23 protein-coding genes (1 of these 23 running past the window's edge) are annotated in these 24,303 nt (G+C 40.1%); 17 read left to right on the forward strand and 6 right to left on the reverse strand.

Translation table 11 applies throughout. From position 1 onward, the window contains the following. Positions 1–4: 4 nt before the first annotated feature. Positions 5–265, forward strand: a complete 261-nt coding sequence (locus EEL30_07945; protein ID QDX92293.1) for a metal-sensitive transcriptional regulator — start codon at positions 5–7, stop codon at positions 263–265. A gap of 204 nt (positions 266–469) precedes the next feature. Then, positions 470–1,810 carry a sodium-dependent transporter gene (locus tag EEL30_07950; protein QDX92294.1) on the forward strand — a complete coding sequence of 447 codons (1,341 nt, stop codon included), beginning with the start codon at positions 470–472 and terminating at the stop codon, positions 1,808–1,810. A gap of 106 nt (positions 1,811–1,916) precedes the next feature. On the opposite strand, the gene EEL30_07955 is transcribed toward EEL30_07950, so the two are convergent. Next, complete coding sequence (locus tag EEL30_07955) at positions 1,917–2,378, reverse strand: DNA starvation/stationary phase protection protein (GenBank protein ID QDX92295.1); 462 nt, start codon at positions 2,376–2,378, stop codon at positions 1,917–1,919. Positions 2,379–2,726: 348 nt separating this feature from the next. On the opposite strand from EEL30_07955, the gene EEL30_07960 reads away from it, so the two are divergent. Further along, positions 2,727–3,080 (forward strand): DUF1516 family protein, encoded by a 354-nt coding sequence (locus EEL30_07960; GenBank protein ID QDX92296.1) that lies wholly within the window; start codon positions 2,727–2,729, stop codon positions 3,078–3,080. A gap of 321 nt (positions 3,081–3,401) precedes the next feature. Next, entirely contained in the window at positions 3,402–5,429 is a 2,028-nt protein-coding gene (locus tag EEL30_07965) for a PTS glucose transporter subunit IICBA (GenBank protein ID QDX92297.1), read from the forward strand. A gap of 81 nt (positions 5,430–5,510) precedes the next feature. Here EEL30_07965 and EEL30_07970 read toward each other — a convergent pair whose 3' ends face one another. Together EEL30_07970 and EEL30_07975 are read right to left on the reverse strand one after the other, a co-directional pair. Continuing rightward, complete coding sequence (locus EEL30_07970; GenBank protein ID QDX92298.1) at positions 5,511–6,938, reverse strand: sensor histidine kinase; 1,428 nt, start codon at positions 6,936–6,938, stop codon at positions 5,511–5,513. Continuing rightward, positions 6,916–7,632 carry a DNA-binding response regulator gene (locus EEL30_07975; GenBank protein ID QDX92299.1) on the reverse strand — a complete coding sequence of 239 codons (717 nt, stop codon included), beginning with the start codon at positions 7,630–7,632 and terminating at the stop codon, positions 6,916–6,918. Before EEL30_07975 ends, EEL30_07970 begins: the two co-directional genes overlap by 23 nt. A 321-nt stretch (positions 7,633–7,953) precedes the next feature. On the opposite strand from EEL30_07975, the gene EEL30_07980 reads away from it, so the two are divergent. Together EEL30_07980 and EEL30_07985 are read left to right on the forward strand one after the other, a co-directional pair. Then, positions 7,954–8,700 (forward strand): DUF1189 domain-containing protein, encoded by a 747-nt coding sequence (locus EEL30_07980; GenBank protein QDX95704.1) that lies wholly within the window; start codon positions 7,954–7,956, stop codon positions 8,698–8,700. 61 nt (positions 8,701–8,761) lie between these two features. Beyond that, positions 8,762–9,448, forward strand: coding sequence for an MOSC domain-containing protein (locus EEL30_07985; protein ID QDX92300.1), 687 nt, complete (start codon positions 8,762–8,764; stop codon positions 9,446–9,448). A gap of 156 nt (positions 9,449–9,604) precedes the next feature. Here the strand turns inward: EEL30_07985 and EEL30_07990 are convergent, their stop codons facing one another. Together EEL30_07990 and EEL30_07995 are read right to left on the reverse strand one after the other, a co-directional pair. Continuing rightward, positions 9,605–9,697 (reverse strand): sporulation protein YjcZ, encoded by a 93-nt coding sequence (locus tag EEL30_07990; GenBank protein ID QDX92301.1) that lies wholly within the window; start codon positions 9,695–9,697, stop codon positions 9,605–9,607. An 88-nt stretch (positions 9,698–9,785) separates the two neighbouring features. After that, entirely contained in the window at positions 9,786–10,007 is a 222-nt protein-coding gene (locus tag EEL30_07995; GenBank protein ID QDX92302.1) for a hypothetical protein, read from the reverse strand. Between the two features lie 284 nt (positions 10,008–10,291). On the opposite strand from EEL30_07995, the gene EEL30_08000 reads away from it, so the two are divergent. The 3 genes from EEL30_08000 (at position 10,292) to EEL30_08010 (ending at position 14,155) form a co-directional block, all read left to right on the forward strand. Beyond that, a complete protein-coding gene (locus EEL30_08000; GenBank protein ID QDX92303.1) occupies positions 10,292–11,650 on the forward strand; it encodes a divalent metal cation transporter in 1,359 nt (452 codons plus the stop codon). A gap of 130 nt (positions 11,651–11,780) precedes the next feature. Further along, the gene (locus EEL30_08005) at positions 11,781–12,347 is read left to right on the forward strand and encodes a carbonic anhydrase (GenBank protein QDX92304.1); all 567 of its coding nucleotides are present in this window, start codon (positions 11,781–11,783) and stop codon (positions 12,345–12,347) included. A 164-nt stretch (positions 12,348–12,511) separates the two neighbouring features. Continuing rightward, complete coding sequence (locus EEL30_08010; GenBank protein ID QDX92305.1) at positions 12,512–14,155, forward strand: peptide ABC transporter substrate-binding protein; 1,644 nt, start codon at positions 12,512–12,514, stop codon at positions 14,153–14,155. Between the two features lie 199 nt (positions 14,156–14,354). Here EEL30_08010 and EEL30_08015 read toward each other — a convergent pair whose 3' ends face one another. Next, complete coding sequence (locus tag EEL30_08015; protein ID QDX92306.1) at positions 14,355–15,062, reverse strand: Crp/Fnr family transcriptional regulator; 708 nt, start codon at positions 15,060–15,062, stop codon at positions 14,355–14,357. A 169-nt stretch (positions 15,063–15,231) separates the two neighbouring features. On the opposite strand from EEL30_08015, the gene EEL30_08020 reads away from it, so the two are divergent. The 8 genes from EEL30_08020 to EEL30_08055 form a co-directional block, all read left to right on the forward strand. Then, entirely contained in the window at positions 15,232–15,870 is a 639-nt protein-coding gene (locus EEL30_08020) for a molybdenum cofactor guanylyltransferase (GenBank protein QDX92307.1), read from the forward strand. Next, positions 15,867–16,412, forward strand: coding sequence for a molybdopterin-guanine dinucleotide biosynthesis protein B (gene mobB / locus EEL30_08025; GenBank protein QDX92308.1), 546 nt, complete (start codon positions 15,867–15,869; stop codon positions 16,410–16,412). Before EEL30_08020 ends, mobB begins: the two co-directional genes overlap by 4 nt. Positions 16,413–17,238: 826 nt before the next feature. Further along, positions 17,239–17,304 carry a potassium-transporting ATPase subunit F gene (locus EEL30_08030; protein QDX95705.1) on the forward strand — a complete coding sequence of 22 codons (66 nt, stop codon included), beginning with the start codon at positions 17,239–17,241 and terminating at the stop codon, positions 17,302–17,304. Between the two features lie 42 nt (positions 17,305–17,346). Continuing rightward, complete coding sequence (gene kdpA, locus EEL30_08035) at positions 17,347–19,020, forward strand: potassium-transporting ATPase subunit A (GenBank protein QDX92309.1); 1,674 nt, start codon at positions 17,347–17,349, stop codon at positions 19,018–19,020. Positions 19,021–19,042: 22 nt separating this feature from the next. Next, complete coding sequence (gene kdpB / locus EEL30_08040) at positions 19,043–21,082, forward strand: K(+)-transporting ATPase subunit B (GenBank protein ID QDX92310.1); 2,040 nt, start codon at positions 19,043–19,045, stop codon at positions 21,080–21,082. 30 nt (positions 21,083–21,112) lie between these two features. Further along, positions 21,113–21,670 (forward strand): potassium-transporting ATPase subunit KdpC, encoded by a 558-nt coding sequence (gene kdpC / locus EEL30_08045; protein QDX92311.1) that lies wholly within the window; start codon positions 21,113–21,115, stop codon positions 21,668–21,670. Beyond that, positions 21,671–24,040, forward strand: coding sequence for a histidine kinase (locus EEL30_08050; protein ID QDX92312.1), 2,370 nt, complete (start codon positions 21,671–21,673; stop codon positions 24,038–24,040). Between the two features lie 28 nt (positions 24,041–24,068). Next, positions 24,069–24,303, forward strand: the 5' portion of a protein-coding gene (locus tag EEL30_08055; protein QDX92313.1) for a hypothetical protein. Its footprint extends 188 nt past the window's final position; the window shows 235 of its 423 coding nt (coding positions 1–235); it begins with the start codon at positions 24,069–24,071; its stop codon lies beyond the right edge, outside the window.

Genomic DNA, 24,303 nt, shown 5'->3' on the forward strand with positions numbered 1-24,303 from the left:
CGGTATGGACTATAATGATTCCGTAAAAAACCGCTTGAAACGAGTCGAAGGTCAAGTACGCGGCGTGCTGAAGATGATGGAAGAAGATAAGGATTGTCGAGATGTCGTTACGCAACTCTCTGCCGTCCGCACTGCTGTAGATCGTGTTATTGGATTAGTCGTAGCGAGTAATCTGGAGCATTGTATTCGGGAAGAGTTAGAAAAGGGAAATGATCCTGAGCAGGTCATTAAACAAGCGGTAGATATACTGGTTAAAAGTAGATAGATTTCATATAGGTTATTGTTTTGTGTACACAACCCGGACGCAGCTCCGGGTTATTTTATTTTTTCTAAAAGGACATGGACGTAAGCAGCATCTCGGTTCATTCTTTTCAAATAAGTAGCAACTATATTATTTTACAAATAAACATACTATTTGATGTGAAGTTTGTTATAATGTACGGAAATCAAATGCAATGAGGAGAAAAAAATGTCAAAAAGTGAACAGTGGACTTCAAAGTTAGGTTTTATTTTGGCTGCCGCAGGATCAGCAATTGGACTAGGGGCTATTTGGAAATTCCCTTATGTCGCTGGTACGAGTGGAGGAGGGGCCTTTTTCTTACTGTTTTTGTTATTTACGCTGTTGCTAGGTACTCCTTTATTATTAGGAGAACTAATTGTTGGACGCAGCACAGGAAAAGATGCTGTTTCCGCCTACAAAGCCATCGCTCCTAATACTCCATGGCACTGGGTCGGTAGATTAGGCATCGCTACTTGTTTTATTTTGCTATCATTCTACAGTGTTGTAGGTGGCTGGATTCTTCTTTATTTTATTAAAAGCATAACGGGACAATTGATTGGCCAAGGACTAGATTATAATCAATTGTTCGGTCAAACCATTTCGGACTCATGGTTAGTGTTATCTGTTCAATTTTTATTTATGATGATTACGATTTTGGTTGTGTCCCGAGGAGTTTCGAATGGGATCGAAAAAGCTAATAAATATATGATGCCTGCACTATTTGTGATTTTTATTGCTCTTATTTTTCGCTCAGTTACGTTGCCAGGAGCTTGGGAAGGAATTACATTCTTCCTACAACCAGATTTTAGTGAACTATCTTCTAAATCAATTTTGTATGCGCTAGGCCAAGCTTTCTTCTCGTTAAGTATAGGTGTGTCGGTGATGGTTACATTCAGCTCCTACCTGCCAAAGAACGAGAGCTTGCCAAAGTCCACAGTTTCTATTGTAAGTTTAACCATTGTTATCTCATTGCTAGCTGGATTGGCGATCTTCCCAGCAGTTTTCTCACTAGGAATGAAGCCAACGGAGGGGCCTGGGCTTTTATTTGTGGTCTTGCCAGCAGTGTTTGAACATATTCCGTTCGGAGCATTTTTCTTGACCATATTCTTGTTATTGTTCTTGTTTGCTACCTTAACTTCAGCATTCTCCATGCTAGAAATTAGTGTAGCAGCGATTACAAAGGGCAATCAGGCAAAACGCGCTTCAGCTGCTTGGAAAGTGGGCCTATTGATTTTTGTGTTAGGAATTCCTTCTGCATTAGCATTTGGAGTACTAAGTGATGTAACGATTTTCGGAAAAAGCTTCTTTGATGCAGCCGACTTTTTAGTAAGTAATATCTTAATGCCTCTTGGGGCTTTGCTTATCTCTATTTTTGTGGCGTGGAAAATGAAACGAGATATCTTGCTAGCAGAAGTAAAACAAGGTACAACAGGTAGCTTCGTCTGGTTCAAAGCTTGGTATTTTCTCTTAAAATATGTAGTCCCTGTAGCTATTATCGTTGTATTTATTAGCTTGGTATTCGGATTGTAGAATAACCTACCAGAAAACAGATTATCGATATAAAAAAGCTCTCCCCGTAGTGTAATTGCTATGTGGAGAGCTTTTGTATCTATTTAAGGGTGCTACAGATTACTTATTATTTACCGAGATAGGAGTTTAACATCCAAATATGTTTTTGCAGATCAGTAAGAGTACCGAGCAACATATCGCTAGTGCTCTCATCACCAGCTTCTTGAGCGACTTCCATGCCTTTTTGGCACTCATTGCTCAAAGTTTGGAAGTCAACAATGATTGCTTGTACCATTTCTTCAGCGGATTCCTTACAGGAAGACTCTTGAATAGTTGAAAGTGTTGCGTATTCTGTTAATGTCGCTGCTGGCTTACCACCAATAGCTAGAACGCGCTCACCCAAATCATCAATTCTAGTTGTTGCTTCGTTAAACAATTCTTCAAATTTTTCATGTAAAGTGAAGAAGTGAGGGCCTTTCACATACCAGTGATAGTTATGCAATTTAACAAATAGAACATTCCAGTTTGCTACTTGGCGATTAAGAACGTCGATTACTTTCTGATTGCTTACCATTACTTGTTGTGCCATAGAAGAACAGCTCCCTTTTATAATTTGTATTACTTTATATTAATTATAAATTAATAATAATACTAATTAACTCTAATGTCCAGTCTTTTTTGTGAAAAGAATGTGAAGTTTGACCAAGACCTTCTCCTCACATAAGATGGTCTTTTTTTATGTTTTCATGCATGTAAGACAGGTAAATTACTGAGTACCATAATGAGTAATTATATACTTATATGTAATGGAGTATTTTGGTGAAAAGTTATCATTTTAAAAACAGACATATGGATATCGAATGTTTGGAAAGGTAAGACTCGTATGATATGATTAGCTGGAAATGAAAAAATGGAAAAAAGCATAGGGGGTTACTAAATGAGGTATGAAGCTATATTGGCATCGCATGTAGGTGGCTGGGAAGCTGCACTTGTATTACTGATTCTTGCCTATGTACTTTACAGATTAGATAAAAACAAAATTGCTAAAATCCTACATATGATACTTCGACTCATGTATATCATAATCGTAGTATTCGGAGCCATGCTCTTGTTCAAATTTTACATGGGAGACTTCCGACTCATCATAAAAGGTATCTTGGGTGTCTGTACTATCGGCTTGATGGAAATGGCACTTGTGCGTGCAGATAAACGTAAGCCGAATTTTGTTTTCTTTATTGGTTCATTAGTTTTGCTAGTGATCGTTGTATTAATTGGCTACAGAATTTTTTAGTTATAGGTAACAGAATAATTGATCAAAGGGATGATTCTACTTTTGGTAGGGTGATCCTTTTTATTTTGCTTACTAATATCATCTTTATATTACCTATTTGAACAAAATTTATAATTGTTCTTAATTTCGTGACTTTGACATCTTGTTTTTTGCCCAAATCTCTTTTATGGTTTAAATTGACAAAATTTCTATTACGTAAGCTTCAAAAAGGAATGCAATCATTATTTTTTGTTTACTTACATAGTAGGTTTGTCCAATAGGCATACTTCAAATGACCACATGATTAATGTAAACGGCGTTTGAAGTAGAGGAGGTTCGTACATGTTCAAAAAGATCTTTGGGGTGTTGCAACAAGTAGGAAAAGCACTTATGCTTCCAGTTGCCATCCTGCCAGCAGCTGGGATTCTCCTAGCATTCGGTAATGCTTTGCAAAATCCGGCTTTGTTGGAGCAATTACCTTTCTTATCAGGACCAGCGCTCCAGTTAGTCGCAAAAGTAATGGAAGAAGCGGGCTCCATCATTTTTGGAAACCTAGCTCTCTTATTTGCGGTTGGTGTAGCCATTGGATTAGCAGGTGGTGAAGGTGTAGCTGGATTAGCTGCAATCATTGGTTTTTTAATTATGAATCAGGTTATGGGTGTCTTCCTTGGTGTTACTGCTGAAATGGCACAGACTGATAAAGCCTATGCGATGGTGCTTGGAATTCCTACCCTGCAAACAGGCGTATTCGGCGGGATTATTATGGGTGTCATTGCCGCCAATCTTTACCGGAAATTTTATAACATTGAATTACCTCCATTCCTAGGCTTCTTTGCCGGAAAACGCTTTGTTCCGATTGTTACAGCGGTTGCAGCTTTAGTGACAGGTCTTATACTTATCTTTATTTGGCCGCCTATTCAAGCAGGTCTTAATGCGTTTTCACATGTCATGCTGGATTCTAATCCAACCTTGGCTGCATTTGTGTTTGGTCTTATAGAACGTTCTCTTATTCCGTTTGGTTTACATCATATCTTCTATTCACCATTCTGGTTTGAGTTCGGGGAGTACGTAAATAAAGCAGGACAAGTTGTCCGCGGGGATCAAGCGATCTTTTTTGCCCAAGTGAAGGATAATGTACAGTTAACAGCAGGAACATTTATGACAGGAAAGTATCCGTTTATGATGTTCGGCTTGCCAGCAGCGGCTTTGGCTATTTACCATACAGCTCGTCCTGAAAATAAGAAAATGGTAGCTGGGATTATGGGATCGGCTGCCCTTACCGCCTTCTTGACCGGGATTACAGAGCCGATCGAATTCTCATTCTTATTCGTAGCCCCCGTATTATTTGCTATTCATGCTGTTTTTGCTGGGCTTTCTTTCATGGTAATGCAAATCCTGAATGTTAAGATTGGTATGACCTTCTCTGGGGGGATTATTGACTACTTATTGTTCGGTGTGTTGCCTAATAAAACACAGTGGTGGTTAGTAATTCCAGTAGGTTTAGTACTTGCTGTTATCTATTATTTCGGATTCCGTTTTGCTATTCAAAAGTGGAATCTAAAAACACCGGGCCGACAAGATGAGGTAGAGGTTCAAAGTGGTAATATCCAATCCTCGGGACTAGCAGCAGATGTATTGGAAGCATTGGGTGGTAGTCCTAATATTAGTAATCTAGATGCATGTATTACTCGTTTACGAGTATCCGTTAAAGATAGTAAGAATGTAAATAAGGAACAATTGAAAAGGCTTGGAGCAGCGGGAGTTCTAGAGGTTGGTAACAATATTCAAGCGATCTTTGGACCAAAATCAGATCAATTAAAGGAACAGATTAAGGATGTTATGGCAGGACGTACGCCGGTTGAGAAATCAGCTAGTAAGCCAGCTCCACAACATGCACCGGCGGAGACGAAAGCATCTACAATCTTTGTTTCACCATTGGAAGGCAAGATGTTAGAGTTAACAGAGGTGCCAGACCAAGTCTTCTCGCAAAAGATGATGGGTGATGGTTTTGCTATTGAACCTACCAATGGAGAGGTTGTATCTCCTGTGGATGGGACAATCGTTACCTTCTTCCCGACCAAGCATGCGATTGGTATCGCTGCAAATGATGGCCGTGAAATTTTGATCCACTTTGGACTTGATACGGTGAAACTAGAGGGAGAAGGTTTTGAGGCTCTAGCTCAAGAAGGAGATAAGGTCACAGCAGGACAACCATTACTACGTGTTCAATTAGCGGATGTAAAGGGAAAAGTACCGTCAGTGATTACACCAGTTATCTTTACCAATTTACAAGAAGGGGAAAAGGTTATTTTTAAACCTGGTTCCTTGGTAAAACGTGGAGAAGAAAATATCATTTCCATAGAAAAATAGTCAGCTATAGCAAGCTAAAAGGCTATAAGTATAAAAAAATCGGCAGAGCATAGTAGCTCTGCCGATTTTTAGTTTGGTGCATTAAATAATTGGTTTGGGTAAACGAATAACCAAAATGGTAGTTTCGGTGTCATTAGAGGTGAGTTTGATTGTCCCCCCATGCTTGGTCACGATTCGTTTAGCAATAGATAAGCCAAGACCTGTTCCACCTTCACTTGCTCGGGAAGAATCAGCTCGAACAAATGGTTCAAAAATATTTTCTTTAATATCTTCGGAAATACCGATTCCATCATCAGCAATCATAATAACTACGTGATATTTTTCTTCTGATAACGATATGCGCATGGTTGTTCCAGCAGGGTTATATTTAATCGCATTTACCAATAAATTACTTAATACGCGAGTTATTTGAATACGGTCAAAGTACAGATATATTTCTCGTTCCGGTATATCTAATTGTAAATGAAATTGCTTATCCAGCATTTCTGTATAATGCAACACAACCATATCACGGACAAACTCTGTAATCTCTTCTAGACGTAAATGTAATTTGTACTCCGGGGCATCTAATGTAAGAAGTTCAAACAGGTTGTTAATGAGATGGTTTACCCGAATTGATTTTTGATAGATATACTCTAAATATCGCTGTTTTCGCTCTTCGTCCGTGGCCATGCCTTCTTTCAAGGCCTTGGCATACCCTTGAATACTGGTGATCGGTGTTTTCAAATCATGGGAGATATCCATTAACATACGCTGTTTGCCTTTTTCCAACACTTCATTTTCGCGGCGCGTCTCTTCCAATACATTCGCCATATAGTTAAAAGTATCACGGATTTGCACGAATTCATGCTCGGCCTTTAAGTGAATGCGGGCACTATAGTCACCATCCGTCATCTTTGTCAGTGCATCTAAAATGATAATCAGTGGATTTTTGATACGGCGAGCGGTCCAGTAAATATATAACACAATGAAAACAAGCATAATCATAGCGAACATGCCTAAATAGGACATAAAGCTTTTAGCAAACGGATCAAAAATATATGCCTGTTTAATATCCTTAGATACGAGTATATTATCTCTAGGTATTTTTAGTAATAAATACTGCTTTCCTTGATCAAAAGTATTCTGGTACATCGAGTAGTAATAGGGCTGTTGATCATGATTTTGTAAAAGATCGAATAATTGGTTCTCTGAATAGTGATTCATATCATCAGATTTTTTACCATAAACCTGTACGAGTTGTTTATTAGAATCAAGATGTTCTAGCCAGCCTCCGATACTTTCCAATTGAGGAAGTAGCTCTTTACGTTGATCTTCCTGTTTGTAATTAGAAGCGTCAATCTTTACATCAACAATATCCATATTTTCTAGACGGTTGGCAGCAACGTTGAGAATATAGATGGCAAGTCCAATTAAAACAACCATGAGTAAAAAATTAAAGATAAAGTAATCAAGGATGAGGGAAGTATAGAGGCTTCGTGATTTTTTACGCTCCAACCATTTTTTCAAATTTATACCCCAATCCTCGAATGGTTTTAATATAAGTTGGTTGTTTTGGATCATCCTCGATTTTTTCACGCAATTTGCTTATATGCACCATGATGGTATTATCATCATTGGCATAAAAATCACCCCATACTGCTTCATATATCTTCTTTTTGGTAAATACTTGTCCTGCACTAACCATTAAGAGTTCTAGAATTTTGTATTCAATAGAAGTGAGAGAGATGGTTTCCTCTTTACGATAGACGAGACAGCTTGTCTTATCTAGAGTCATTTTCCCGATTTTAATGAGTTGGTCCTCAGGATTAACGGTTACTTCAAAAGTAGGAGTAAATTCATGGACACGGCGAAGGAGAGCCTGAATACGTGCGATGACTTCTAGAGGATTAAACGGTTTTGTAATGTAGTCATCTGCTCCAAGTCCAAGACCTAAAATTACATCATGATCTTGGGTACGAGCTGACAAAAACATGATGGGAATATTATAGAATTGCCTAATCTCCTTAATAAGCTGAAACCCATCTTTACCGGGCATCATAATATCAAGGATAGCCAAGTCAACTTTTTTTTGAGCCAAAATAGGTAAAACGCTATCGCCATTATGAACTTCTATCACATGAAAATCTTCCTTCTCCAGATAGAGTGTTAAAAGTTCAACGATCTCTCTCTCATCATCAGCGATTAGTATGGTATATGACACGTTTTCTCCTCCGTTCTTTTCTAAGCAAAACGATATCTTTAGAGTAACACGTACAAAAGACATAGATGTTACATTTTAAACAAAAAATAAAACAAATGTATTCTCTTATTCTAATATTTACATGTAGTGGGAAGTTGATTACTTATCTTTGTTCAACGAGGGAAATGATAATTTTAAGATAACTTTTAGATTGTGATAAGGTGAACAGAAGGTTTCTCCTCTATAATATAAGAAGGTAAATATTATCTCGATTTCGAGGGGATAAGCAGATGGATGAACATGTTATATAACAATCTAACTGCTAAAAAGGAGGATATTATTTTGTTTGATTCATTAAAAATGAGCTTGTTGAAACCGAAAGACCTAGGTCAGCTCGTGCACAAGAAAGCTGGGGTCGTATTCGGATTTATCTTATTTCTCGCGTTACTTATTAGCGTGTTTGGTTTTTTCAGTTTCTATAATACAACGAATACGTTCTTAAAAGAGGCACAGGCAGTACTAAATAGCACACCTGATTTTACTTTTAAAGATGATGTTCTGAACATGCAGACTGATCAACCAATTTTTTCGCCTAACAACATGCTGGTCTTTGACCCTAACAATCAAGTAAAAGCAGAGGGTTATCCAAAAGGCCCATATGTAGTGATTTTTGGAAAAGTAAAGGCGACCTTTGTAGAACATGGAGTTTTTGTAAGAGAAGTTAATTATATTGATTCTGGCTTGGGAAATATGACTAAACAAGAATTTGTCGGACTTGTAGATTGGTTAGTGAGTAAAGAAAACATGATCTGGGCTATCATATTTGCTTGTATCTTTATTTACATGATCTTCAGCACCTTGTTTACTGCGTTTATCATTGGCATATTCGGCTACATTGTCAGCAACATAACTAAAAAGGAACTATCATTTGGTCAAACCTTTAAAATGGCTGTCTTTAGCCTACCAGTTCCTTTCCTTATCAAAGGAATTATGGTGTTATTGGCACTTTCTATTCCTATTGGTGCGATCACGTGGGGGCTAGCTGCTGTGTATATTGTCATGGCTGTTCGTAACGTAAAAACAAGCTGATCTAGGCAGTCATACCCTGTATAATGGCTAGTAATAGATAGCCAAGGAGGAAAAAACAACCATGTCACAGGTACAAGCTAGAATCCTTTCTGTAAATGTAGGACAGCCTCAAGTTCTTTCTTATAAAGAGCAAGAGGTAGTAACAGGCATATGTAAACAACCGGTAACAGGCCCCCTCTATCTTTCTAAAACACAGTTGCAAGGTGATGCTCAAGCAGATTTGAAGTATCACGGTGGGGTAGATAAAGCGGTATGCGTCTATGCAGCTGAGCATTATCCTTATTGGGAGAAGACTCTTGGTAGATCAATGCCCGTTTCTGCATTTGGAGAAAATTTAACCATAGAAGGATTGCTAGAAGATGAAGTGTGTATCGGGGATATTTATCAGATCGGCGATGCTGTGGTGCAGGTTACCCAACCAAGGCAGCCTTGTCATAAATTGGCGAAACGCTACGATGTGAACGACCTAGCAGTACAAGTGCAGGATACAGGTTATACGGGTTTTTATCTACGGGTTTTACAAGAAGGAGAAATTTCACAGGAAGACCCTATGACATTGATTGAAAAAGATCCTCATGGTGTGACGATTGCATTTGCCAATCAAATTATGCATCGCGATAAAAAGAACAAGCAAGCGATAAAGAGAATATTAATGGTAGAAGCATTATCTGCTAGTTGGCGCCTAAGCTTTACGAAGAGATTAGGAGACGAGGAGATAGACACAGCTCCACGCTTGCAAGGTTCATAAATAGAAGAGAATGAAAAAATCCAGGGCGTTTATACCCTGGATTTTTTGTTATACATACATAAACATGCGTGAAAATTTTCTTCGATACAGACCATACAAAACTTTGCCGTGTGCCTATCATCAGCAAAGCTTATACTTATTGCGATTCTACGTTACCTAGTTATTACACCAGCAAACAACAATTACCAATAGAATAAATAGAACCAAGACGATTTCAAAGTTGTTGCGGCATCCATCGAAAACACTCATGGCTTAATCCCTCCCAATAAGATGTACTTTATCCTATGTTTTCATAAATAAAGTGCTTGGGTAGGGGCCTCACTACTAAAAAAATGGACTATTCTTGGTAATGATGCTGTTCATTGTTGTTCAACCAAATTATAAATAAGATGAAGTAAAATGGAACGCCAGATGTGTTATAGACAAAGAAGATATTCATGATATCTTGGGAAGTTGTGACCCCACTGGAATAAGCTACAAAGCCAACTGTAAGGACAGCCAGCGTATTTATGATGAGAGCCAATAGTAGAAATAGTCCGGCGATTTTCTTTCTAGTCATTGTGATACTCCCCTTCTTTCTATTTAAAAGTAGTTAAAAGATTTCTTTCCCATCCAGTATAGCCCATTTATGTTAGGTAAACAACAAACAGAAACACCTTTATGTGAATAGGATGAGGGAGTAGGCTATTTACATTTTAATTGAGGTGTTTATAATAATTATCATAAAGTTTCCCTATTACAAAAAATGGGCGTCAAGGAAAAGGAGTAACCGAAGATACTCATTATAGTGAGGAAAGAAAGCACGTGAAAATAAAAGAAGAGAAGTGGGAAGAGTGATCTCAGATGGCTGATCAACAACAAGAATCAGTAGTATTGGAACAGGAAAAGGGATGGAGAAGAGGAATTACCCAGCCTTCCTTACAAGAAGTACACAGCTCGATGCGTGTACCCAAAAATGCGTCTAAATTTCGTAAATTTTTAGCCTTTGCAGGGCCTGGATATCTGGTCGCTGTTGGATATATGGACCCTGGAAATTGGGCGACCGACTTGGCAGGAGGTTCTCAATTTGGTTATACACTTTTATCAGTGATTCTTCTTTCAAATTTGATGGCGATGTTTTTACAAGCCTTGGCAGGTAAATTGGGTATCGTAACGGGTCGTGATTTAGCTCAGGCTTGCCGTGATCATTATTCCAAACCAGTATCCATGGGCTTATGGGTCCTATGTGAGATAGCCATTGCCGCTTGCGATTTAGCAGAGGTGATTGGATCAGCTATTGCGTTAAATTTGTTGTTTGGAATCCCGCTAATTTATGGTGTGCTGATTACAGCAATAGATGTTTTGCTGGTGTTGTTTTTACAAAATAAAGGATTCAGATATATAGAAGCTATTGTTATTGCCTTAATAGGTACTATCGGAGTTTGTTTCGGAGTTGAAATACTATTGGCTCAGCCTCAAATAGGTGAGGTCATGCAAGGATTTATCCCACGTACAGAAGTGGTGACGAACCCTGCGATGCTATATATCGCCATTGGTATTATTGGTGCTACTGTCATGCCACATAATCTTTATCTGCACTCCTCTATTGTTCAGACTCGTGATTTCGAACGGACACAGAGTGGGAAACGGGAAGCGATTAAATATGCTCGATTGGACTCTACGATTGCTCTATTCTTTGCCTTGTTCATCAATGCATCTATCTTAATTTTGTCAGCTTCTACGTTTCATCAGGCTGGCATGAAGGATGTAGCGGAGATTGGAGACGCGTATCATTTACTTACCCCTGTGCTTGGAACGACAGCAGCAAGTATCTTTTTTGGTGTAGCTTTACTAGCATCTGGTCAAAATTCTACTCTAACTGGAACATTAGCAGGTCAGATTGTTATGGAGGGTTTTATCAATTTCCGCATTACACCTTGGTTGCGCCGCTTGATCACACGCTTGATCGCTATAGTGCCGACGGTGATTGTTACTGCGTTATACGGAGAAAAAGGAACCACAGAATTACTCATTTTAAGCCAAGTGATTCTATCTATTCAGCTACCCTTTGCGATCATACCTCTTGTGCAGTTTACCAGTAACAAAACCAAAATGGGTGAGTTCGTCAATAAGAAGTGGGTTACCGCCATTGCGTGGCTGGTGAGTGGTGTCATTATTGCACTAAATGTTTTCTTGATCTATCAAACATTTACACAGTTGTAGTTTTTACACCCACAAAAAGGTATTGAACAGGTAAATCACGAAAATAATAAGGTACAAAAGAGAACATATAATAGGCATAGTATGTGAGTTAGTGGGCCAGCCAATATGAGAAAAGTCGAGGTGAAGAAGCGTGGGAAAACTTGAGGAGATTTTAGATTACAATCAAAAGTTCGTAGAAAATCAGAAATATACGGAGTTCACAACAACCAAGTTTCCTGATAAGCGGTTGGTTGTCATTTCATGTATGGACACGAGACTGGTAGAACTTCTTCCTCACGCAATGAACGTCAAAAATGGGGATGTTAAGATCATTAAGACAGCAGGAGCTATCGTCTCTCATCCATTTGGGGCGGTTATGAGAAGTATCTTAGTGGCTATCTATGAATTACAAGCAGAAGAGGTCATGGTGGTAGGGCATTATGATTGTGGAATGAGTGCGATCAATCCTACACACTTTTTGGAAAAGGTTCGAGAGAGAGGCGTTTCACCAGATTCCTTAGATCTACTAAAAAATGCAGGGATTAAATTAGAAAAATGGTTGCGGGGTTTTGATAATGTGACCGATGCAGTGAAAGAGAGTGTAGATATGATTAGTAATCATCCTATACTGCCTCCTGGAATACCGATTCATGGTTTAATCATTGATCCAAGTACAGGTAAACTAGATGTAGTTATAAATGGGTATGAAAAAAAATAAAATGAAAGTAAGAGCAATCGCATGTATGTAGCGAACGCTCTTTTATTTTCGTTAATACAGTTCATAATGTTTAATTTTGTTTTATTTGATAAAACCTAAAAATAAAATTAGTATAAACTTTATTCATGTCTATCGTTATAAACATAAAAGGGGGATTTACAACTATGAAGAAAAATATATTTGTGCTGATGAGTTCCGTACTTGTATTAGGTACTGCTCTTGCAGGCTGTGGTACAAGTAACGGTAACGGAGCCGCTCCAGCTAATAACGAATCTAAAAAGTCTGAAGATTCAAAAGCTGGTGGCAACCAATCCCTTCATTTAAACCTTGCATCTGAACCTCCGACGCTTGATCCGGGTCTTACAGAGGATGCTACTTCTGGGGCAATTGTTCGTTCTACTTTCGATGGTTTAACTCGTGTAGGTGAAGACGGCAAGCCCCATAATTCTGTTGCTGCTGACATTAAAATTTCTGATGATTTAAAAACATATACATTCACATTGCGTGATTCAAAATGGTCAAATGGTGAACCTGTTACTGCCAAAGACTATGAATATGCTTGGAAGCGTGTTCTAACTCCAAAAACAGCAGCTAGCTATGCTTATCAGCTTTATTATATTAAAGGTGCTGAAGCCTACCATAAGAATAAAGGGAAATTAGAAGACGTAGGTGTTAAAGCTCTTGATGATAAAACATTAGAAGTTACTTTAGAAAATCCTACTCCATTCTTCCTGGAGCTAACAGCTTTCTACACATACTACCCTGTTAATCAAAAATTAGATACTGCAAATCCAGATTGGGCGAAAGATGCAAAAACCCATTTAGGTAATGGCCCGTTCAAGCTAGATACTTGGGAACATAAGAGTAAAATTGTGTTGACCAAGAATGAAAACTACTGGGATAAAGATTCTGTAAAAATGGAGAAAATCGAGTTCTCTATGATCGATGATGGCAACACGGAGCTTTCCATGTTTGATAATGGTGATCTGGATTGGGCAGGTAAACCAGTTGGAGATTTACCAACAGATGCTGTGCCTATTAAGAAAGCAGATGGTAGCCTTAAGGTGAAGCCTACTGCCTCTATCTATTGGTACAAGTTCAACACAGAAAAAGCACCGTTTACTAACGCAAAAATCCGTAAAGCTTTTGCCTATGCAATGGATCGTAAAGCGATTGTAGACAACATTACACAAGCTGGAGAGCGACCAGCAATGGGTATCTTGCCTCCAACTATGGCAATTAAACCAGAAGGCTACTTTAAAGATAACGATGCAGATACAGCTAAAAAATTATTGGATGAGGGTATGAAAGAGCTTGGTATCAGCAAGCTACCTCCAATTACACTGTCCTTCAATACATTGGAAGGTAACAAAAAAATTGCTGAAGCGATTCAGGATCAATGGAAAAAGAATCTGAACGTAGATGTTAGATTAGAAAACACTGAGTGGAAAGTATACATTGATAGGTTGCACCAAGGTAGCTATCAAATCGGTCGTATGGCTTGGTCTGCTGACTTCAATGATCCAATCAACTTCTTAGAACAGTACCGTGATAAAAAAGGCGGTAATAACGATACAAACTGGGAAAATGCAAAATACAAAGAGTTGTTGATCAAGTCCGCATCTGAAACAGATCCAGCGAAACGTACGCAATTGTTTGCAGAAGCAGAGCAAATCATCATGGATGAAATGCCAGTAATTCCAATCTACTACCGTACACAAAACTGGATTCAAAACGAAAAAGTAAAAGGCGTATTTCTTGATGCACTTGGCTTCGTCGATTACAAATGGTCTTACATTGCTGAATAAGAAATAGTGGAATAGAAAGAAGCCTGTTGAGTATTATTCAACAGGCTTTTCTTCATTGATCGTGTATAGTACGTAATCATGATTTAGAGATAAGTGAGATCTAGCAGATTATCATCCTGTTACACTTTTACAAGAAAAAAATCCCCTTTTTCGACAAAAGAGGATTTTCAAAATCGCTATAGATAGTAATGCTACTATGTTACAAACGACAAATATCTGGTGGACAATCATCGCAACATATTTTTTCACGTAAATAGTGAATGTCTTTGACCAAAATGTAGCCATTTGGCAGAGGTTCAATCACATCTAATTTTTTTAATTCACCTAATAAACGATTAACACTTTCGCGAGTAAGTCCAATAAATTGAGCCAAATCTTTATTGGTTAGCGATAGGTCAATTAGGATACCATTAGGATGTTGGCGACCATATGTGTTACACATGCGGATTAAGGTCGAATAGAGAGCGCCCGTTTTTCCATTTAGCAACAGATCACGGAACTTAGATTGCATGCGACGGTTCTCTAGACTCATCCAGCGCAGAAATTCTACGCAATAGTCCCCTTTTGCAGTGAGAAGTTCTTCTAGAGACGTACGTGAGATGACCCGTAGTTCTCCGGGTTGCAGGACAACAGCAGTAGCACTATAGCATAAAGATGAATTAAACAAACCGAACAGACCAAATAACTCACCAGGATTGTATACTTGAAGGGTTAGTTCCTTTCCGTCTGTACTTGTCTTTGACAGACGAACTTTACCGCTTTCCACTAAATAAACGTAATCAGCAGGGTCCCCGTCAAAAAATAACGGTTTACCCGGAATGCTTTCAACAAGGGTAGAGATACGTTTCATATCCTCCCAGAATGCTCGAGAAATCTGATCCACGAAGGTTTTCATTTCTATAGGCATGAAGATTTTCCCTCACTTCATACTTTTCTCTCTTGTAAGTGATACTTGTTACAAGGTACGGTCTTAGTATATCAATTACTTATACATATGAATATAGCATCATAACTATTTTGCCATTTATCCATAAATGTATGAAAGAAGTATGAAAAAATAAGCGAGGTGACGAAAAATGGTGAATTCATTATGTATTGTGATTTTAGCTGGAGGGCAAAGCAGTCGCATGGGTAAGCCAAAAGAACTACTGAAATGGCAAGGTAAACCACTACTTATGCATATGCTAGATCAAATAATTCCACTGCATTACCCTTGTGTGATTGTCTCGAATGAACCTGAAAGATTGCCTCAAATAAATGAGCTTGGCACAAAGGTGTTTATCACACGAGATATTGTAGCTTCACATGGCCCGATTAGCGGTATTTATTCTGGCATGTCTATTCGACAGGAAGAGTGGTATTTGGTTGTATCCTGTGATTTACCATTTTTACGTACAGTGCATTTGCAACACTTACTAGAGAATTTAAACGATCGTTTAGATGAAAATAGAAGAATGAATGCTGTAGTACCTAAAACGGGAGGCCGATTGCAACCGTTATTAGCACTTTATCATAAACAAACAAAAGAAATTTGGAAGGATGCACTAGATCGTGGAGATTACCGGGTAATGAAGGTACTGGAAAGGATGACTGTAAAAGAAGTAACGGATGAATCGTGGGATGACATGACCGCTTTTAATATGAATACACCTGCCGATTACGAAGAGGCAATAAAAGAATGGAACAGCAAAAATTTGTTAGGAGGAGAAAAATGAACAATGAATTAAGTAGACTAGACCCTACAACTATCGTTATGCAATTTGTGGGGTACTCTAATTCTGGAAAAACAACATTGCTATGCAAGCTAATTGAGCGATTTACACAAGCGGGAGTACGACTGGGTGTAATCAAACATGATGGTCATGATTTTGAATTAGATCAGCGTGGAAAAGATACGTGGAACTTCCGGCAGGCAGGGGCTCCCATGGTGGCTATTCAATCCGCTACTCAAACAGCTTGGATGGAGAATGATGCGGTGCCTCTCCCACAGCTTATCTCGAGGATGAGCCAGCAAGGAGCCGATCTAATTTTGGTGGAGGGCTTTAAACAGGAGTCCTACCCGAAAATTGTGGTTATCCGTCGGGAGGCAGATCTGGAGCTATTAGATAAGCTACATAACATCGTCGCGATGGTAAGTTGGCTGCCAACGCAAAAGATGTCCATTCCTGTTTTTTCGATCGATCAGGAAGATGAGATTTTTCAATTTATACAGACATACAAGCTTGTACAAAAAGAGAAAACAAAAGATAATAGATAAAATAATGAGATTGGCTGAGGAAACATGAGATTGTTTCCTCAAAAATGCTTAATTTTACGCAAAATTGCCAGTTTTTGTCGCTAGATCGCTGTTAACAGAATAAAATAATGGACGTATAATAAGACTCGTAAGCAACAGCATAACGGCCAAATCCCGAGGCATTCGGGAACGGAGGACCCACTTTTTACTGGGGTTAATTCTACAAGTTGTAGAAGGGATGAGTAACTCTTTCGCCATCCTACCCGTCAGCTAACTTCGTCGGCTAAAGCGAAGGAGGTCAATGAGACCACCTGTATTTACTGAGGGTTTTTTTCTTTTTCCCTCAAGCGTGAACGTGTAGGTCTTTTTGTTTTGCTTGCATTTACTTTTTTAACATAACACGTACAACTGTACGAAAGAGGATTAGGGAGACAGAACGCAAAGAGAGCGTATTGCTAGCTGGGCGTTAGGTAGACCAATGAGTGCTTCTTTCTTGACGGTTGAACATTGAAACAAATGGGTATGCTCTGGTGATGCAATAATTGCTTCGCTAGGGAGAAGGTATGACTTGCCCCGTTTGTTATCATGTTCACTTTTACCGTTGAGATAGGGGCAAGCATTGGTCTATTTTTTGTTCCAAGGTGAACTTCATTTGTAGAGTAAAGGAAGAACACAGGGGAAGCACAGATTGTCAAACGTTGATCAGACAGTTGGCAGAGGAGGAAAAAAGGATGGATATGGTTGCAATTTTACTAGTAGCAGGTGCATTTGGTCTGTTTTATGGAATGATGGCATTCTGCGATAAAGTGGTAACAGAAGAAGGGAGAGAAAAGCGTTGATTATACTCATGATCATCGTTGCAGGGGTTATCCTCTATCTCATTGATGCATTGATTCATCCTGAAAAGTATTAATAAAACCAACTGTAATCTGAAGAAACGTTAGGAGGAACTGTTGTGGATCTGTTGCAAATTGCTGTAGTGTTAGGGATTTTGCTCATCCTGGCCATATTATGTGGCCGTTACTTGGCGCAGGCCTTTTCATGGGAGGTCACCAAACTAGACCGAATATTTGGAGGGTTTGAACGATTGATATATAGAGCTTCTGGCATCCAAATAAAAGCAATGACATGGAAACAGTACGCAGGAGCAGTTTTACTTAGCAATTTAGTCATGTTTGTAATTGGGTATTTGATTGTGAGAATGCAAGGTTTCTTGCCGGGGAATCCCAGTAAGATTGAAGGCATGGAACCATTACTTGCTTTTAATACAGTAGCTAGTTTTTTAACAAATACCAACCTACAACATTATAGCGGGGAGTCAGGATTGTCCTACCTGTCCCAAATGACGGTTATTATCTATTTGATGTTTACTACCCCCGCTACTGGCATAGCTGTTGTGATGGCCTTTATGAGAGGAATTACAGGACAAAAGCAGATTGGAAACTTCTATGTAGATTTGATTCGAGCGCATACTCGTGTGTTATTACCATTGGCTGTGTTTGTTACCTTGCTGTTGGTAGCTCTAGGGGTGCCTCAAACCATGAGTCCAACAGTAACGGCTACTACGTTACAAGGAGCAGAACAACAAATCGCTCGTGGACCTGTGGCTTCCTTGGAATCAATTAAGCATATTGGCACAAACGGAGGTGGATTCTTCGGGGTTAACTCTTCGCATCCCTTTGAGAACCCTACACCTCTAACAAATGTTATTGAAATCTTATCTATGTTTCTCATCCCGGCCTCCTTACCGTTTACTTTTAGTGCTATGACACGCAATAAAAAGCAGGGCCTTATGATATTTGTTGCCATGTTTCTAATGTTCCTGACTTTCTTGACGATTGTGTATGTAGCAGAATCGAACGGAAATCCAGCGTTAGCACAAGCAGGCCTGTCACAGGCAAACGGTAGTATGGAGGGAAAAGAAGTACGCTTTGGTATTGCACAGTCGGCTCTGTTTACCGCAGTGACCACAGCAGCTACTACAGGAACAGTTAATAACATGCATGATACCTTAACGCCGATCGGTGGAATGGTTCCTTTAGCTCAAATGATGCTAAATTGCGTGTTTGGCGGCGAGGGTGTTGGCACAATGAACATTCTGATGTATGCCATGATGGCCGTGTTCATTGCAGGATTAATGGTTGGTCGTACACCAGAATACTTGGGACGTAAGATTGAAAGTAAAGAGATGAAATTAATAGCTATTACTATTTTAATTCATCCTTTGATTATCCTAGCTCCATCTGCTATTGCTCTGGCTAGCGAGATGGGCACAAGCTCCATTTCTAATGCGGGCTTCCATGGTATCTCCCAAGTGGTGTATGAATTTACGTCTTCAGCCGCTAATAACGGTTCAGGATTTGAAGGCTTGGCAGACAACACACCATTCTGGAATATTTCCACAGGTCTAGTTATGTTATTTGGACGTTACTTTTCTATCATATTAATGCTTGCTGTAGCAGGCTCACTTATGATGAAAAAACCTGTACCGGAAACAATTGGTACTTTCCGCACGGATAATACAGTATTTATGGGAATCTTGCTTGCCACTGTACTCATTGTGGGTGCGTTAACATTCTTCCCTGTGATTGCACTTGGTCCTGTTGCTGAGTGGCTGTCCATACGTTAATGAAGAAAAGGAGTCTTTCTCTATGAGTAATCAACGAACATCCTTGGTCACCAAGGAGATAGTCTGGCAGGCGATCATCAATGCCTTCAAAAAATTAGATCCACGATTAATGATTAAAAATCCCGTCATGTTTGTGGTGGAAATAGGCTTTGTTATTACGCTATTTTTAAGCGTTATGCCAAGTGCTTTTGGTGGCGAGTCCAATGCCTTTTACAACAGTATCGTGAGCATCATTTTATTCGTAACCATCCTGTTTGCCAATTTTTCCGAGGCTTTGGCAGAAGGACGCGGTAAGGCACAGGCTGATAGTTTGAAAAAAAGCAAACAAGATATGAAAGCGAATCTGTTACAAAAAAATGGATTGATAAAAGTGGTCAATTCCACAGAGCTACGCAAAGGTGACATAGTCATCATCAACACCAATGAGTTAATACCAAGTGATGGTGAAATTATTGAAGGAGTGGCATCCGTCGATGAGTCGGCCATTACGGGAGAATCAGCTCCAGTCATTAAAGAAGCAGGGGGAGATTTTAGCTCTGTTACTGGCGGGACTCGCGTGGTGAGTGACCGAATTACGGTGCGTGTAACCACAGATCCTGGGGAATCTTTCTTAGACCGAATGATCAGTTTGGTTGAAGGAGCGAAACGCCAAAAAACACCTAACGAGCTAGCTTTAAATACGCTATTGGTTAGCTTAACATTAATTTTTTTAATCGTGTGCACGACATTGATACCTATTGCTTCCTATGTAAACGTGGTGATTCCGGTCGCAACTTTGGTAGCTTTGCTGGTTTGCCTCATCCCAACGACCATTGGTGGATTGTTATCTGCCATTGGGATAGCTGGAATGGATCGGGTCACTCAATATAATGTAATTGCCATGTCAGGTAAAGCGGTCGAAGCAGCGGGTGATATTAATACCATCATCTTGGATAAGACGGGAACAATTACGTACGGAAACCGTATGGCCTCTGTAATCGTGGCGGTGGGGGGCATAAAGCTAGAAGAGTTATATCGGGCGGCTCTACACAGCTCCCTACATGACGAAACACCAGAGGGACGCTCCATTGTGGAACTAGCTAAAAAATTGGGAGTTCCTCAATCAGAATGGCAGATTTCAGGAACAGAAGGAGTGGAATTTAAAGCGGAAACCCGTATGAGTGGTACAAATTTTCCAAATGGTCGCATGGTAAGAAAAGGGGCCGTTGATGCAATTAAAAACTATGTTGTAGAAAGCGGTGGTCGGGTTCCTAGCGATTTGGAGAATACAGCGAATCAAATTGCTAGAGAAGGTGGTACTCCATTAGCGGTGGTAGATGATAATCGTGTACTGGGCGTCATTTATTTGAAAGATACAGTAAAGGCAGGCATGCGTGAGCGCTTTGAAGAGTTACGCCGTATGGGGATTAGGACTGTTATGTGTACGGGTGATAATCCATTAACAGCGGCTACCATTGCACGTGAAGCTGGTGTAGATGATTTTATTGCGGAAGCGAAACCAGAGGATAAGATTGCGGTCATTCGTCAGGAACAGGCACAAGGAAAATTGGTAGCTATGTCAGGCGATGGTACCAATGACGCACCTGCTTTGGCTCAAGCAGATGTGGGCTTGGCAATGAATAGCGGTACAATTGCCGCAAAAGAAGCAGCGAACATGGTAGATCTAGATTCTGATCCGACCAAAATCATTGAGGTAGTAGCTATAGGGAAACAGCTTCTCATGACTCGCGGAGCTCTTACTACCTTCAGCATCGCAAATGATATTGCGAAGTATTTTGCCATTATCCCTGCGATGCTCATGGTAGCAATTCCTCAGATGCAAGCTTTGAACATCATGCAGCTAGCTACTCCACAGAGCGCAATTTTGTCAGCATTGCTGTTTAACGCGATTATTATCCCGCTGTTAATACCGTTGGCAATGAAAGGTGTCAAATATACACCAATGAGTGCTACCAAGCTATTATCTCGCAATCTGTTTATTTACGGATTGGGGGGTGTCATTGCTCCTTTTGTCGGTATTAAGCTGTTGGATATGCTTCTGGTGGTAGTTGGTTTGCACTAGAAAAAATAAGGAAAGAAAAGGTGAGTTATCATGTTAAAAAATATACGCGTCAGTCTTGTGTTGCTACTGATCTGCGGCGTTATTTATCCCTTGCTCATGACGGGTATCGCGCAGGCTCTAATGCCAATACAAGCAAATGGAAGTCTAATTACTGATGCAAACGGTAATGTAGTAGGATCGAAGCTGATTGGTCAAACGTTTACAGACCCTAAATACTTTTCTGGACGTGTTTCTTCTATAGAATATAATGCAGCTGGTTCAGGTTCTAATAACTATGCTCCTTCTAATCCAGAACTAATAGAACGAACCAAAAAAGATGTAGCGGCTTTCTTAGTTGCGAATCCTATTATTGTGCAAGCAGCAGTACCAGCTGACTTAGTAACAAACTCAGCTTCAGGACTTGATCCGCATATTACACCAGAAGCGGCTCGTGTTCAGGTGCCACGCATTGCAGCAGTACGCAATTTGACTATTGAGCAACTTAATCAGCTCATTAGTAAGCACACAGAAGATCGATCCTTGGGCTTGTTTGGTGAAAAACGAGTAAATGTATTGGAGCTAAACATAGCGTTGGATCAGGTGAAGTAAATGGAAGACTTTCGCCGAAAAACGCCAGAGGAAATCTTGCGCTCCATTTCGGAAATCCATAAAGGTCGCTTGCAAATTATTTTGGGTGCTGTGAGTGGCTCAGGAAAAACCTATCACATGCTGTTAGAAGGGCAACGTCTCCGAAAAAAAGGCTTGGATGTGGTTATTGGGGTCATTCGTACGCATGCAATGAATCAAGGGAAGAATCAAGAGAAGCTAGAGGGACTCGATGTAATACCTGCTATGGTCTGGTGTGATAAAGGTGTTCAGAGAGAGGACCTTGATGTCGAGGAGATCGTGAGACGTGATCCAGAGGTTGTCTTGGTAGATGAGTTGGCGCATCGTAATCGACCGGAAGCAATGCGCCGTACCCGAATCGAGGACGTACGTTATCTATTGGAACACAATATTAGTGTTATCACTACAGTAAATATCTATGAGCTTGAGGGGATGAAAGGAATAGCCCAGCGATTAACGGGAGTACCCGTTCCTGTAGAAGATTGTGTAGCCAATGAGACTCTAGCCGAAGCAGACGAGGTAAAGCTACTTGATGTGACACCGGAAGTAATTCTAAAAAGATTGCAAGAGGGGAGTATTTCCCCCAACTCGCCTAGTCAGGGAGAAGGATGGTCCAAACCTAAGTCAAAGCATCAACGTTTGTACCGCCATGATAATCTGGCTGTGCTAAGAGAATTAGCGCTACGATTTGTGGCAGGAGAAGTGAATGATGATTTAGATGAATATAGGGAACAGCAAGGAATACTTGGGCCTTCTGGGGCTAGTGAGCGAATTCTGGTTACTGTGCAATATCATTGGAATGGTTCGATCTTGATTCGTCGTGGTCAACAGGTAGCCAAACGATTGGGAGCTGAGCTGGTCGTCGCTTGCTTTCGTGATAGCAAACAGGTGATGTCTAAGGAAGAGGCAACCTTTAAACGGTCTATGGTGACTTTAACGGAAAAAGTGGGGGGGAGCTTTGAAGAAGTCCCGCTATCTAAGGAAAGTGACGTTGCCAAAGAAATTGTGCGGCACGCGATGCAACGTAACATTACCCGTATCGTAATGGGGCAGTCCAAACGAAGCCGGTGGGAAGAAATTTTGCATGGCTCCATTATTAACAAGATTTTGCGCAAAAGCAAAAATACAGATGTCTTAATTGTGGCGGATCGTGCGGCGACAAGCGGGGGGCGAGTTCTTCCTGCTAAACGCCATCGCGGAATTGTTAGCCATCCTTTTCGCCGTCTTTCTGCTGAGGAGATGGAAAGGGAAATTAAGCGAATTAAGCGTGGAAAATTAAAAATCTATGTAGGTGCAGCTCCTGGTGTAGGAAAGACGTACACGATGCTTCGTGAGGCGAATGAACTTTTACACAGTGGTATTGATGTTGTAATTGGACTATTGGAAACTCATGGACGAAAAGAGACCCACGAGCAAATAGATAAGCTGACTATTATCCCAAGAAAGGTGATTCCTTATAAGAATGTTCTTTTGGAAGAGATGGATACAGCGGCTATTATTAAACGCAATCCGGAAGTGGTTCTAGTGGATGAATTAGCCCATACCAATGTGCCCAATAGTCGATTTCTAAAAAGATATGAAGATGTCGAGAAAATTTTGCAAGCTGGCATTTCTGTCATTTCAACCATGAATATTCAGCATGTAGAGAGTTTGAATGACAGCGTTGAGCAAATAACAGGTATTCGAATACGGGAAACGGTTCCTGATCACATTCTACATGAAGCAGATGAGATAGAACTGGTCGACATTGCACCAAGATCCTTACAAGAGAGGATGAGAGAAGGCAATATCTATGCCCTAGATAAAGTGGAGCAGTCATTGAATCACTTTTTTCAGATGGGAAATCTGATTGCATTACGAGAGCTCGCCTTGCGTGAAGTAGCGGATGATGTGGATGAGCGTCTGGAAGCTTGGGAGCGAAAAGGTGCGCTGCGTGGACCATGGCGAAAACAAGAAACCATTTTTGTCTGTGTAAATTTACGAAATGACAGTGAACGATTGATACGACGTGGATTTCGTATTGCTTATCGATTAAAGGCGGACTGGTATGTGGCGTATGTACAGGAGCATTACCCCCTTACCCAAGAGGAGGTTAGCTTGTTAGACAAACTTAGGTTATTAACGGAACGTATGGGTGGAGCCTTTGAAATATATCAGGTACAGGAACGAAGACAAATTTTTCGTGAATTAGTCATGCAGATGGATCGCAAAAATGTTACACAAGTCATCATCGGCCATTCTGCTCGGACGAGATGGGAAGAGATAAGAACGGGCTCTGTTTTACAAAAATTATTAAGGCAAATACGTCATATGGATGTTCTCGTTGTTGCTGATCATAAGCCAGTTATGTAGTCATTCGAATGAGTGGGGCGGGAGCAAGATGAAGAGTATGCTTATTGTGGGACGTGGAGAAGCTTTTTGTAACTTTGTTCAAATCGCTAGCCAACATGAGATCAATCGAAATTTGATGGATGGTTTGCAGATTGTTGCCTTTTATCGAGAATCAATGAGAAATGACCAGATTCGAGAAGGGTTTCGTCTAGTGGCTACGCAAGGGTTTGCTCCTGACGCAACGGAACTTGCCTCTTATGAGCAGGTTTACCTGTTTCCAGATG

Source organism: Brevibacillus laterosporus (assembly GCA_007833815.1).
In the GTDB taxonomy this organism is placed as follows: Bacteria; Bacillota; Bacilli; order Brevibacillales; family Brevibacillaceae; genus Brevibacillus_B; species Brevibacillus_B laterosporus_D.

Bases quoted from the DNA above. Each gene is read 5' to 3' on its own strand.
- EEL30_07995 (QDX92302.1), bottom strand. From the start codon at position 10,007: ATGACTAGAAAGAAAATCGCCGGACTATTTCTACTATTGGCTCTCATC.
- kdpB (QDX92310.1), top strand. From the start codon at position 19,043: ATGAGTAATCAACGAACATCCTTGGTCACCAAGGAGATAGTCTGGCAG.
- EEL30_08020 (QDX92307.1), top strand. From the start codon at position 15,232: ATGGTGAATTCATTATGTATTGTGATTTTAGCTGGAGGGCAAAGCAGT.
- kdpC (QDX92311.1), top strand. From the start codon at position 21,113: ATGTTAAAAAATATACGCGTCAGTCTTGTGTTGCTACTGATCTGCGGC.
- EEL30_08010 (QDX92305.1), top strand. From the start codon at position 12,512: ATGAAGAAAAATATATTTGTGCTGATGAGTTCCGTACTTGTATTAGGT.
- EEL30_07950 (QDX92294.1), top strand. From the start codon at position 470: ATGTCAAAAAGTGAACAGTGGACTTCAAAGTTAGGTTTTATTTTGGCT.
- EEL30_08050 (QDX92312.1), top strand. From the start codon at position 21,671: ATGGAAGACTTTCGCCGAAAAACGCCAGAGGAAATCTTGCGCTCCATT.
- EEL30_08000 (QDX92303.1), top strand. From the start codon at position 10,292: ATGGCTGATCAACAACAAGAATCAGTAGTATTGGAACAGGAAAAGGGA.
- EEL30_07965 (QDX92297.1), top strand. From the start codon at position 3,402: ATGTTCAAAAAGATCTTTGGGGTGTTGCAACAAGTAGGAAAAGCACTT.
- EEL30_07960 (QDX92296.1), top strand. From the start codon at position 2,727: ATGAGGTATGAAGCTATATTGGCATCGCATGTAGGTGGCTGGGAAGCT.
- EEL30_08015 (QDX92306.1), bottom strand. From the start codon at position 15,062: ATGCCTATAGAAATGAAAACCTTCGTGGATCAGATTTCTCGAGCATTC.
- EEL30_07945 (QDX92293.1), top strand. From the start codon at position 5: ATGGACTATAATGATTCCGTAAAAAACCGCTTGAAACGAGTCGAAGGT.
- EEL30_07955 (QDX92295.1), bottom strand. From the start codon at position 2,378: ATGGCACAACAAGTAATGGTAAGCAATCAGAAAGTAATCGACGTTCTT.
- mobB (QDX92308.1), top strand. From the start codon at position 15,867: ATGAACAATGAATTAAGTAGACTAGACCCTACAACTATCGTTATGCAA.
- EEL30_07990 (QDX92301.1), bottom strand. From the start codon at position 9,697: ATGAGTGTTTTCGATGGATGCCGCAACAACTTTGAAATCGTCTTGGTT.
- EEL30_07985 (QDX92300.1), top strand. From the start codon at position 8,762: ATGTCACAGGTACAAGCTAGAATCCTTTCTGTAAATGTAGGACAGCCT.